The sequence below is a fragment of the Hydrogenophilus thermoluteolus genome (genome assembly GCF_003574215.1).
Lineage (GTDB): Bacteria > Pseudomonadota > Gammaproteobacteria > Burkholderiales > Rhodocyclaceae > Hydrogenophilus > Hydrogenophilus thermoluteolus.
Genome location: NZ_AP018558.1, coordinates 831,569 through 843,622, shown reverse-complemented (window position 1 = coordinate 843,622; position 12,054 = coordinate 831,569). Strand labels below are relative to the sequence as shown.

11 protein-coding genes are annotated in these 12,054 nt (G+C 60.8%); 6 read left to right on the top strand and 5 right to left on the bottom strand.

What is annotated here, in order from left to right:
* Positions 1-11 precede the first annotated feature (11 nt).
* The 4 genes from HPTL_RS04100 (at position 12) to secF (ending at position 3,706) form a co-directional block, all read left to right on the top strand.
* Complete coding sequence (locus HPTL_RS04100; protein ID WP_119334836.1) at positions 12-497, top strand: Lrp/AsnC family transcriptional regulator; 486 nt, start codon at positions 12-14, stop codon at positions 495-497.
* 76 nt (positions 498-573) lie between these two features.
* Complete coding sequence (yajC, locus tag HPTL_RS04095; RefSeq protein ID WP_119334835.1) at positions 574-903, top strand: preprotein translocase subunit YajC; 330 nt, start codon at positions 574-576, stop codon at positions 901-903.
* Between the two features lie 19 nt (positions 904-922).
* Positions 923-2,761: a protein translocase subunit SecD gene (gene secD, locus HPTL_RS04090; protein WP_119334834.1), complete on the top strand. Its 1,839-nt coding sequence runs from the start codon at positions 923-925 to the stop codon at positions 2,759-2,761.
* 12 nt (positions 2,762-2,773) lie between these two features.
* Entirely contained in the window at positions 2,774-3,706 is a 933-nt protein-coding gene (secF, locus tag HPTL_RS04085; protein WP_119334833.1) for a protein translocase subunit SecF, read from the top strand.
* A 68-nt stretch (positions 3,707-3,774) separates the two neighbouring features.
* Here secF and HPTL_RS04080 read toward each other — a convergent pair whose 3' ends face one another.
* Genes HPTL_RS04080 through HPTL_RS04070 form a run of 3 tightly spaced genes read right to left on the bottom strand, consistent with a single transcriptional unit; the run spans position 3,775 to position 6,697 of the window.
* Positions 3,775-4,782, bottom strand: coding sequence for a TRAP transporter substrate-binding protein (locus HPTL_RS04080; RefSeq protein ID WP_119334832.1), 1,008 nt, complete (start codon positions 4,780-4,782; stop codon positions 3,775-3,777).
* Positions 4,783-4,807: 25 nt separating this feature from the next.
* Positions 4,808-6,091: a TRAP transporter large permease gene (locus tag HPTL_RS04075; protein WP_119334831.1), complete on the bottom strand. Its 1,284-nt coding sequence runs from the start codon at positions 6,089-6,091 to the stop codon at positions 4,808-4,810.
* Positions 6,092-6,697: a TRAP transporter small permease gene (locus tag HPTL_RS04070; RefSeq protein WP_119334830.1), complete on the bottom strand. Its 606-nt coding sequence runs from the start codon at positions 6,695-6,697 to the stop codon at positions 6,092-6,094. It lies immediately after the preceding gene.
* Positions 6,698-6,767: 70 nt separating this feature from the next.
* Between HPTL_RS04070 and HPTL_RS04065 the strand changes: the two genes are divergently transcribed.
* Complete coding sequence (locus HPTL_RS04065) at positions 6,768-8,681, top strand: sensor histidine kinase (protein ID WP_170141265.1); 1,914 nt, start codon at positions 6,768-6,770, stop codon at positions 8,679-8,681.
* Positions 8,682-8,690: 9 nt separating this feature from the next.
* On the top strand, positions 8,691-9,317 hold the full coding sequence (locus HPTL_RS04060) for a response regulator transcription factor (RefSeq protein WP_119334828.1): 627 nt from the start codon (positions 8,691-8,693) through the stop codon (positions 9,315-9,317).
* 19 nt (positions 9,318-9,336) lie between these two features.
* On the opposite strand, the gene purB is transcribed toward HPTL_RS04060, so the two are convergent.
* A complete protein-coding gene (purB, locus tag HPTL_RS04055) occupies positions 9,337-10,704 on the bottom strand; it encodes an adenylosuccinate lyase (protein WP_408610111.1) in 1,368 nt (455 codons plus the stop codon).
* Between the two features lie 71 nt (positions 10,705-10,775).
* On the bottom strand, positions 10,776-12,020 hold the full coding sequence (gene argJ / locus HPTL_RS04050) for a bifunctional glutamate N-acetyltransferase/amino-acid acetyltransferase ArgJ (RefSeq protein WP_119334826.1): 1,245 nt from the start codon (positions 12,018-12,020) through the stop codon (positions 10,776-10,778).
* Positions 12,021-12,054: the final 34 nt, after the last annotated feature.

Genomic DNA, 12,054 nt, shown 5'->3' with positions numbered 1-12,054 from the left:
TTTTCCCCAATATGAACGCAAAAGAATTGCTCGACCCCGTCGATTGGGAAATCTTGCGCCTCCTGCAACGCGACGCGACGCACGCGCTGGCTGCGATCGGGGAGGCGGTCGGGCTTTCGCCGTCGCAAGTCGCCCGGCGCAAACAACAACTCGAACGACGCGGTTTCATCAAAGCGACCCCAGCGATTCTCGATGGGGCGCGGTTGGGGTTTGGGGTGGTTGCGTTCGCGTCGCTCTGGCTGGAGCGCCACAGCGCCACCCGGCCTGAAGCGTTCGAACGCGCCGTCGCGCTGCTACCCCCCATCGTCGAATGCCACGCGATTACCGGCAGTGCCGACTACTGGTTGAAAATCGTCGTCCCCGACCTGGAAACCTTGGGTCGCTTCGTCCGGGAATCGGTTTTGCGCCTACCCGGCGTGGCGCGAATCGAAACCCACATCCGTCTCCAAGGCGTCAAAGAGACCACGGAACTACCGCTTGCGCTCGTCCACCGGTAAACAGGCCACCGCGGTCGTCTGCCAACCCGAACCGCATGCAGTGATACAATGGGCTTTTTTCGTAGGAGTTGTTCTGATGTGGATCACTAACGCTTACGCGCAAGCCCCAGGCGCTACCGCCGACCCCACCGGTGGGTTGATGCAGCTGCTTCCGCTCATCTTGATGTTCGTGGTCATCTGGTTTCTGATGATCCGTCCCCAGATGAAACGCGCCAAAGAGCACAAACAGATGCTCGAAGCGCTCAAAGTCGGCGATGAGGTACTCACCCAAGGTGGGATCATCGGGATCGTCCGGGCGATCGACGACCAGTTCGTCACGGTCGAGATCGCCAAAGGGGTCGAAGTGGTGGTGCAAAAACCGACGATCCTCGCCGTCCTCGTCAAAGGCACCGTCAAACACCTCTGATCGTGAAAGCGCTGCGTCTATGAACCGCTATCCGCTGTGGAAAAGTGTCCTGATCGTCCTCGTGGTGATCGTTGGGACAATTTACGCGCTCCCCAACCTATTTGGTGAAATCCCCGCGGTCCAGGTTGCGCCGATCAAAGCGGGCGCTCCGTGGGACGCCGCGCCCGTAGAGGCGCGCATTCGGGAAACGCTCGCTTCCGCGCACCTCGAAGCCACCGGATTCGAACGGGACCCCGATGGACTTCGGATCCTTTTCGCCGAAACCGAAACGCAACTCAAAGCGCGTGACCTCATCGACGCAGCGCTCAATCCCGATCCCAAAAAACCGCGCTACATCGTAGCGCTGAACCTCCTGCCCGGCGCACCGAAGTGGTTATTGGCGATCGGCGCGAAACCGATGTACCTAGGGCTCGACCTTAGGGGCGGCGTCCACTTTCTCTTGGAAGTCGATATGGCAGGGGCGATTGCGCAGCGGCTCGACGCGCTCGCTGCGGACATCCGGTCCACGCTACGCTCCGAGCGGATTCGGTCACTGGGTATCGCCCGCCAAGGCAATACGATCGTTGCCCGTTTCTCGGACCCCACCACTGCGCAACAGGCGCGCACGGTACTGACGAAAACGTTTCCCGAGCTCGCCATCGACCGCCAAGAAAACGGCGACGAAACGCGCCTCATCGCGCGGCTGACACCCAGCGCGGAACAGAAAATCCGCGAATTCGCTTTGAAACAAAACATCACCACGTTGCACAACCGCATCAACGAACTGGGCGTTGCCGAACCGGTGATTCAACAGCAAGGGGCGAACCGCATCGTCGTGCAACTTCCGGGCGTGCAAGACGTGGCCAAAGCGAAAGACATTCTGGGCCGCACCGCGACCTTGGAAGTGCGCCTGGTCGACGACACCCCCGGCGCGCTCGAAGCGGCACTCGCGGGTCGTGTTCCGCCGGGAACGGAGCTGCTCACCGAGCGCAACGGTCGTCCCATTCTCGTCAAGCGCGACGTGGTTCTCACGGGTGAGCGGCTGACCGATGCACAACCCGGGTTCGACAGCCAGACGCAAGAACCGGCGGTCCACCTCACACTCGATGCGGCTGGCGCCCGGATCTTTCGCGACGTCACCCGTGAAAATGTCGGCAAACGCATGGCGATCCTTTTGATCGACCGCGGGGTTGCCGAAGTGGTCACCGCCCCGGTGATCCGAACGGAGATCGGCGGAGGTCGCGTGCAGATCTCGGGCGCGATGACGACGGCAGAAGCGCGTGACATCGCGTTGTTGTTGCGTGCGGGGAGTCTTGCCGCCCCGATGCGGATCGTCGAAGAGCGCACGATCGGGCCGAGCCTAGGGAAAGAGAACATCGAACGCGGGGTCAATGCCACGCTCTACGGTTTCCTGGCGATCGCCCTTTTCATGATCGTCTACTATGAGGTGATCGGTATCGTTTCGGTGGTCGCGCTCTTTGTGAACCTGGTGTTGCTGATCGCGCTCCTTTCGCTACTTCAAGCCACGCTGACCCTACCGGGTATCGCAGCCGTGGCGCTCACGCTGGGGATGGCGATCGACGCCAACGTGCTGATCAACGAGCGGATTCGTGAAGAGCTGCGCGCGGGTGTCTCCCCGCAATTGGCGATTGCCGCGGGGTATGATCGCGCGTTCGATACCATTTTGGACTCGAACGTCACCTCGCTGATCGCCGGTCTGGCGCTCCTGATTTTCGGCTGGGGTCCGGTACGTGGATTCGCAGTGGTCCATGTCCTGGGTATCCTCACCTCGATCTTCAGCGCCGTTCTGGTCTCACGCTGGCTGGTCAATCTGATCTACGGCGGCAACAAACGCATTTCGCGTATTCGAATCGGTTGAAAGGTCTCGACCATGGAACTCTTTCGTCCTCGTGCCGACATCCCCTTCATGCGCTTTGCGCCCATTTTCAACGCCATTTCGCTCCTCTTTTTCCTGGTTGCGGTGGGCAGTTTGATCGTCCGCGGCCTCAACCTCTCGATCGAATTGACTGGGGGGACGTTGGTCGAAATCCATAGCGAACAGTCGATCACACTGCCGCCGCTGCGTGAAACCCTTGTGCAAAACGGTTTTCCCGAAGCGCAGGTGCAACATTTCGGCTCGACGAAAGCAGCGATCGTGCGCTTGGCGCGACACGATGAGCTCCCCCCTGATGAAGTCGCAGACAACCTACGCGCCCTTTTTGCCAAGCACCTGCCTGAGATCACAGTTACCCGCGTGGAATTCGTCGGCCCCCAAGTAGGACGTGAACTTGCGGAAAACGGCGCAATCGCGCTCGTCTTGGTCGTGATCGGGATCATGATCTATTTGGCGATCCGCTTCGAGTGGCGCTTTTCTGTAGCGGCGATCATCGCCAACCTGCACGACGTGGTGATCATTCTTGGTTTCTTTGCGCTCTTCCAATGGGAGTTTTCGTTGCCGGTACTGGCTGCGGTACTTGCCGTGCTCGGCTATTCCGTCAACGAAACCGTGGTGATCTTCGACCGCGTGCGGGAAAAGATGCGCGCAAGCCGCGGCAAGGTCTCTACCGCGTCGCTCCTTGACCATGCGATCACCTCGACGATGTCCCGCACCGTGATCACCCACGGCAGCACCTTGGCGATGGTGCTCTCGATCCTTCTCTTCGGCGGAGAGACGCTCTACTATTTTGCGCTGGCATTGACGATCGGCATTCTCTTCGGAATCTATTCGTCGATCTTCGTCTCGTCGGCTCTCCTGATGTGGTTCGGTGTCACTCGCGAAAGCCTCATCAAGCCGGAACGCAAGAAAGAAGAAGCGGTCGTCTGAACCGCGCAAAAAAAGGTCGCTGCCCATGCAGCGACCCCAATGACGCAACAACGCAACCTGCTCGGTGATCAGCGCAATTTCTTCGGATCGAAGCCGGTACCTTCGTACACCATTTCGATCACTTTCTTACCGATGCGCGGCGCCATCTCTTCATGCACGGGGATGAGCGCTTTCTTGAGCGCCAATTTCTCTTCCGGCGTCAATTCGATGATCTCGCTCGTTCCCGCTTTCCGCACCGCTTCAAGCGCTTTTTCGTTCTCTTCCTTGGCGATGTCGTTGACGTACTCCGTCGCCTCTTTCATCGCTTTTTCGAGCTGGGTACGGATCGTATCCGGCAACCCATCCCAGAAGCGTTTGTTGGCGATCACCGCATAGCCCAAGTACCCGTGGTTCGACAGCGTCACATATTTCTGCACTTCGTGCATCTTCTGGGTATAAAGATTGGACGGCGGATTTTCGGTGCCATCGACCACACCGGTTTGCAACGCCTGATAGACTTCGGAGAACGCCATCACCTGCGGCAGCGCCCCGAGCGCCCGCATCTGCGCTTCGAGCACTTTCGAGGACTGGATCCGCATCTTCAACCCTTTGAAGTCTTCCGGCTTGCGTAGCGGCTTGTTGGCCGAAAAGACCTTGAAGCCGTTGTCCCAATACGCCAGCCCTTTGATCCCTTTCGGTTCGAGCGCAGCGAGCAGTTTCTTACCCACCGGCCCATAGGTCACTTTGTGCAGATCTTCGTAGCCGTCGAAAATGTAGGGGAGGTCAAAGACCTCGAACTGCCGGACCCCAAGTGGCCCGAACTTGGCGAGTGACGGGGCGATGATCTGCACCGCGCCCAACTGCAACGCTTCGAGCTCCTCTTTGTCTTTGTAGAGCGTGCTGTTGGGATAGACCTCGACCTTCACCGCACCGTTGGTATATTTTTCCGCCAACTCTTTGAACTTGAGCGCCCCCTTCCCCTTCGGGGTGTCATCTGCCACCACGTGGCTGAATTTGATCACGATCGGTTCGGCCGCTTGCGCCGCGCCCATCACGCCGATCGCAGCCAATGCAAACACAACGGTCTTCAGTTTCATAGTCACCTCCTGTACAAGGCTGCCTTTACATCATCCCCAGCGCTCGCGGCAGCCAAAGCGAGAGCGTGGGCCAGTAAGTCACCAAAATCAAAAAGAGCAGCATCGTGAAGAGCCACGGCAACACCGAGACGCTCACCTCGGTGAGCCCCGCACGGGTGATGCCGCTTGCGACAAAGAGGTTGAGTCCCACCGGTGGCGTGATCATGCCGATCTCCATATTGACGGTAACGACCACACCGAAATGGATCGGATCGATCCCAAGCGCTACCGCGACCGGAAAAAGGATCGGCGCAAGGATCAAGATGATCGAGCTCGGCTCCATCAAATTACCGGCAACCAACAACAGGATATTGACGATCAACAAAAAGCCGATTTGACCCAGCCCCATGTCGATGATCGCCTGCGCCAGCATTTGCGGGATCTGCTCACTGGTGAGGATGAACGAAAAAACCACCGCGCCCGAGATGATGAAAAAGAGCATCGACGCCATGTTCGCCGATTCGATGAACACCCGCGGCACGTCGCGCCAAGTGAGGTCGCGATAGACGTAGAGTGCGATGAACGCGGCATAGACGGCGCTCATTGCCGCAGCCTCGGTCGCGGTGAAAATGCCCGCGTAGATCCCACCCATCACGATCAGGATCAGCATCAACCCCCAAATGGCGTCGCGAAAGGCCTCCCAGCGCTCTCGCCAGCTCGCTTTCGGCTGCTTGGGGAAATGGTTTTTCTTCGCCTGCCACCAGGTGGTCGCGGCAAGCATCAGGGTGAGCACGATCCCGGGAACGACCCCCGCCATGAAGAGCGCACCGATCGAAGAGTTCGTGGTCACCGCGTACATCACCATCACGATCGACGGCGGAATGAGGATGCCCAACCCACCTGCGGATGCGACCGTACCGATCGCAAAGCGCTGGGAAAAGCCCTGCTTGAGCATCGCAGGGATGAGGATCGAACCGATCGCCAACACCGTGGCCGGAGAGGAGCCCGAAACGGCCGCAAAGAGTGCGCACGCGGCAACCGCGGTCATCCCCAATCCACCGGTGATGTGACCGACCATCACGTTCGCAAAGCGGATCATCCGGCGCGCAACCCCCCCGCTGGTGAGAAAGTTACCGGCCAGAATGAAGAACGGGATTGCGAGCAGCTCGAATTTTTCCACCGCCGACATCATTTTGAGGGTGACCGATTCGAGCGGCACATTGGCCAAAACCCCCATGAAGAGGAAGACGGTGAGGCCAAGCGCGACCCCGATCGGCATCCCGACAACCATCAAGAGAAAAAGCAAACCGAAAAGAATCGCCGCGTTCATTTACGACTCCTCCAACCCAGCAACGTGAGCGACCTGGTGGCGCGGCAACTCACCCGTACGCCAGAAACGGATCAGCACCTCCAAAAACCGCCACCCCATGAGCATTCCCCCGATGGGGATGATCAGATAGACCGCCCAAGACGGCCATTCGAGATCGGGTGTCACCGAGCCTTCGAAATAGGGCCCCGTGTCCCAACCCAACGTGTCGTAAAAAGCGTAGGCCAAACCGTTCTCCCACACGAACAACGCCCCGAACCAGGCTGTCAACGCACTGAAGAGGATCCCGGCACCAAGCCCCAACGTCACGAGGAGCGCGCGCGTCTTGCCCGTAGCCCGCTCCGTGACAATATCGACGCCGACGTGAATTCCCGTCCGCACCCCATACGCCGCGCCGATTTTGGCCATCCACGCGGCACAGATGAGCGCGAACTCCTGCGCCCACCCCAAATCGCGCGCAAGCAGCCAATCTTGCAGATAAGGGATGGGCACACCGCTCAGATAGCGATGGACAACCGCGACGAAAATCACCCCGGTCGTCAATGCCAGAAGAAAACCGATCAGCCACTCTTCGAGGTGGTTCAGGATTTGCCGGAAACGCATCGTCATGCCCCAACAGACCAGAGATGCGGCGCATTGTGCGACAATCGTCCGCGAAACGCTATCGTGGAATTCCACTATGCGCCGCTTCGCTCAGCACAACCCACTCTTTTGGCCCCCGCTCATCGCTGTACTGACCCTGATGCTCGCGCTCGCGGCAACCGCAGGGTACCAATGGCTGAGTCTCGAAGCGCAACGCACCCAACAGCGCATTCAAGATACGCTCTGGTTGCGGCAATATCTGACGTTTCAACTCGACGACCTCGCTGCCAAGCTGAAAGGCACTGTCGAGGCGATCAGTTCCCCCGACGGAGCCATTTCGTTTACGGCTTCGAAAACTTTGCTCTTTCGCCAGCACCGTGAGCTCACGGCGCTCGAGATCGTTCCACACGCATCGCGCGCTTTACGTTGCCAAGCTGAGCAACCGTGGTCGTTCGTTGCCTCCGACCCGGGAAAAAGCGAACTGGTTTGGTGCCACCCCCTTGCCGACGGACTGGCGCTCATTGCGCACATCGACCTTGCCACCTTCTTGGCGCAAGCGCCGTGGTGGGTGCTGCAGCACTACCACGCAGCGCTTTACGATGCGCAAGGCGAACTGCTCGCGCTAAGCGGCGCACCCACTACCGAGGCGCCGGAGTCGCGCTATCGCACCGTCGTCACGCTCCCTGGGGTCGAATGGATGGTGGAGCTGGCTGGTGACCCGCCGGTCACGCCCTTTGCGCAGCGGCTCCTGCTCACTGCAAGCTTCATCTTGGGGTTGGCCGCGATCGTCGCGATCGGGTTTGCAGCCCGCGCGGCGAATGCCCGTCTGCAGGCCCTCAAAGCGCTCAAAGACGAAGTGGCGTTTCGCCGCGCGATGGAGAATTCGTTGCGCGTGGGGCTCCGCGCGCGCGACCGTGAAGGCAAGATCCTCTACGTCAACGACGCGTTTTGCGCGATGACCGGCTTTACGGCACGGGAACTGATCGGCCGTTCGCCGCCCATGCCCTATTGGGACCCCCAGAAGCAAGAAGAGACCGAGGCGTTGCACCGTAAGATCCTTGCCGGCGAAGGCCCTACGGCAGGTTTCGAGATCGGGTTTCGTCGCAAGGATGGACGACCTTTGGAAGCGTTGGTTTTCGAGGCACCGCTCGTCGATGGTGAAGGTAAGCAGATCGGGTGGATGGCTTCGATCATCGACGTCACCGAGCAACGGCAAAAGGAGCGCGAGATCGAATGGCAGCGCAACCGCCTGGCCGCCCAAGCACGACTCGTTACTCTCGGTGAGATGGCAGCAGCGATCGCGCACGAACTCAACCAGCCGCTGTTGGCGATCGCGAGCTACGCCAGTGGCGCGCGCCATCTGCTGCAGCAGGACGCAAACAGAGGCACTGCTGGGGACAACCCAACGGGCGCTGCGCTCAGCGACGCGCTCACGGCGATCGAACGCCAAGCGTTACGCGCGGGCGAAGTCGTGCAGCGGATTCGTCAATTCAGCCGCCACCGCGAACCCCTCTACGCGCCCCATGCGATCGGGAAACTGATGACCGAAGTCGTTCAACTGGTCGAGCCGCTCGCGAAGCGATCCGGCGTCCACATTCAGGTGACCCCTGGACCGGAGATCACGGTCGAGGTCGATGCGATTTTGCTCCAACAAGCGGTTGCGAACGTCTTGATCAACGGCATCGAAGCCGCCGCGGAGCCCGAAGCACGGGCGCGGCGAGTCGCGCTCACCTGGCAAGTGGATGGGGATCAATTCGCAATCGTGCTCCGCGACTGGGGGCCGGGGATTGCGGAAACGGCATGGCAACGCCTCGACGAAGCGTTCATCACCCACAAACCCGACGGGCTCGGTTTGGGGTTATGGGTGACCCGCTCGGTGGTCGAAGCCCATCGCGGACGACTGACGATCCGCCGCCACCCAGACGGCGGTACCGAGGTCATGTTGCGCTTTCCGCGCCAAGCCACCCACGCCGCGCGTAGCGCCTCTCCTCAACCCGCTGCCGCGCATTAGGGAGCCGTGATGACGTCTGAAATCACCGTATTCCTCATCGACGACGACCCCGATGTGCGCCAAGCCCTCTCGTGGCTGTTGCGCGCCCATCGCTTTTGCGTCGCCACCTTTGCTTCGGTCGCCGACTTTTTGGCCGCGGTCACGCCGCAAGCGCGCGGCGTGATCGTGATGGATCTGCGCATGCCCGAGATCGACGGGCTGGACGGCCAGGCCTTGTTGCGGCAACGGGGCTTTCAACTCCCGATCCTTTTTCTCACTGCCCATGGCGATGTCCCCAGTGCAGTGGTCGCGCTCAAACAAGGTGCGTTCGACTTTTTGGAAAAGCCGGTCGAAGGCCAGGCCCTGGTTGCCCGAATCCAGGAAGCGCTGGCGTTCGAAGCGAAGCTCTGGTCCGAACGGCAGCGTGAAGCACAGTGGGCAGAAGGGCTGGCCAAACTGACCGAACGCGAACGCGAGGTATTGCGGCTGACGCTACAGGGACTTCCCACCAAAACGATCGCCGATCGCTTGGGGATCGCGGTGCGTACCGTCGAGGTGCACCGCGGGCATCTTTTCGAAAAATTGGGGGTAAAAAGTGCGCTCGAACTTGCAGCGCAGATGCCGCCCCACCTGCGGGCGGAAATCGAAGCATCATGACCGCAAGCACGCGTCCTGCTCAGATCCGCCGCGCGAGTTCGCTCGCTTTACCGGTGTAGTCGTGCGGGGTCATCGCCAGCAGACGGTTTTTGACCGGCTCCGGCAACGGCAAGTCCGCGATGAACGCACGCAGCCGTTCCGCGGTAATTTTCTGTCCCCGGGTGAGCGCTTTGAGCTGTTCGTACGGATTGGGCAAGCCATAGCGCCGCATCACGGTTTGCACCGCTTCGCCCAAAAGTTCCCAGGCGTCGTCGAGATCGGCAACGATCACGTTCGCATCGACGTCGAGTTTCCCAAGGCCACGCGCGAAACTGTCGAGCGCCAAGAGGGTGTGGCCAAACGCCACCCCGAGGTTGCGCAACACGGTGGAGTCGGTCAGGTCGCGCTGCAGACGCGAAATCGGCAGTTTTTCCGCGAAATGGCGCAAGAGCGCGTTCGCAACCCCTAGGTTTCCTTCGGCGTTTTCGAAATCGATCGGATTGACCTTGTGGGGCATCGTCGATGATCCCACCTCACCCGCTTTGAGCCGCTGGCGGAAATAACCCAGCGAAATGTAGGTCCAGATGTCGCGCGCAGCGTCGATCACGACCGTATTGACGCGAGCAACTGCGTCGCAGAGTTCGGCGATCGCGTCATGCGGTTCGATTTGGATGGTGTAGGGGTTGAACGTGAGCCCCAACGATTCGATGAAGCGGCGGTTGATCGCTTCCCAATCGAGCTCCGGATACGCGGCGGTATGGGCGTTGTAGTTCCCCACCGCGCCGTTGAATTTTGCGGTAAGCGTCACCGCGGCGATCGCAGCGCGCCCTTTTTCGAGCCGCGCGACGATATTCGCAAACTCTTTTCCGAGCGTCGTCGGGCTAGCGGGTTGGCCATGGGTGCGCGACAGCATCGCCAGATCGGCGTGCGTGTGTGCCATCGCGCGCAGCGCTTCGATCACGGCATCAAGGCGCGCCAATACGACGTTGCGGCCAGACGCCAGCATCAACGCATGCGCGACGTTGTTGATGTCTTCACTGGTGCACGCAAAATGGACGAACTCCTTGGCCTTGGCAAGCGCGGGCAACGCGGCCAAACGTTCTTTGAGCCAATATTCCACCGCTTTGACGTCGTGGTTGGTCTCGCGCTCGATCGCTTTGATGCGGGCGGCGTCTGCGGCCGAAAATTCACGCGCGAGCCGCTCGACCTCGGCGCGTGTCGCCGCGTCGAGCGGTGGCACTTCGGCGATCTCGGGCGTCGCTGCCAAATGGAGGAGCCAAGCCACCTCGACGCAGACGCGCGCGTGCATCAAACCGAATTCAGAGAAGATCGGCCGCAGCGCGTCGAGTTTTTCAGCGTAACGACCGTCGAGCGGTGAAAGCGCGAAGAGCGCAGCGTGCGGCGACAGCGATTCCTGCACCTCAGGGTTGGGAAAAAGAGAAACGGTTGGGCACGTCGTTTCGGTCATCGTCGTAGTCCTCAGGAGCGATACTCGGCGTTGATCTTCACGTAGTCGTAGGAAAAGTCGCAGGTCCAGACGGTTGCTGCGGCGTCGCCGCGCCCCAGGTCGATTCGAATCGTGAGCGCGTCGGCTTTCATGATCCGCACGCCGTCGGCCTCTTGGTACGAGGCAGCCCGACCACCCTGTTCGGCGACGAGCGTCTCTTCTTCGGCATTCGCCAACCAAACCCGTACGCCAGTGACGTCGAGATCGGCAATCCCAGCGTAGCCGATCGCCGCGAGGATCCGGCCCAGGTTGGGGTCGGAAGCGAAGAGTGCCGTTTTGACGAGTGGCGACTGGGCCACCGCATAGCCCACCTGACGGCACTCGCCACGATCCTTGCCGCCAGTTACCGAGACCGCGACGAATTTGGTCGCGCCTTCACCGTCACGCACGATCGCTTGCGCGAGCCATTGGGCCAGCGCCAGGAGCGCTTCGCGAAAGCGGCGCGAATCGGTGCAGGTCGCATTCCCCCGAAGGAGTGGCCCGGTGCGCTGCGTCGCGATCACGACGAATGAATCGTTGGTCGAGGTATCGCCATCGACCGTGATCGCGTTGAACGACTCGTCGGCGACTTCGCGAACCAATGCCTCGAGCCAGTGGGGATCGACCCGGGCGTCGGTGGCGATGAACCCGAGCATCGTCGCCATGTTGGGCCGGATCATCCCGGCCCCTTTGCTGATGCCGGTAAGCGTCACCGTGCTGCCGTCGGAGAGTGTCACGGTTCGGCTGGCCGCTTTCGGCACGGTGTCGGTGGTCATGATCGCTTCCGCTGCGTGCGCCCAGCCGGTGGGGCTGAGGGTTGCGACCGCGTCGGGGATCCCGGCGAGCACTTTCGCGATCGGCAGCGGTTCCAGAATCACGCCGGTGGAGAACGGCAAGACTTCGGTTGCGGTAACGCCCAGCGCTTCTGCGACCGCGGCACAGGTGGTCCGCGCGTCGGCAAGCCCCTGCGCTCCGGTGCCCGCGTTGGCCACCCCGGTGTTGATCACAAGCGCACGCACTTTTCCACCCGTTGCCGCAAGATGTTCGCGGCACACCCGGACCGGCGCGGCGCAGAAACGGTTTTGCGTAAACACCCCGGCAGCGATACTGCCCGGATCGAGCGCGATCACCGTGAGGTCGCGGCGGTTTGCTTTGCGAATCCCCGCTTCGGTCACCCCCAATCGAACCCCCGGGACCGCCTGCAAAATTTCTGGTTGAAACGTCAGACCAACAGCCACTCTTTACCCTTTCCTATCCAACCGCTTGCCCAGA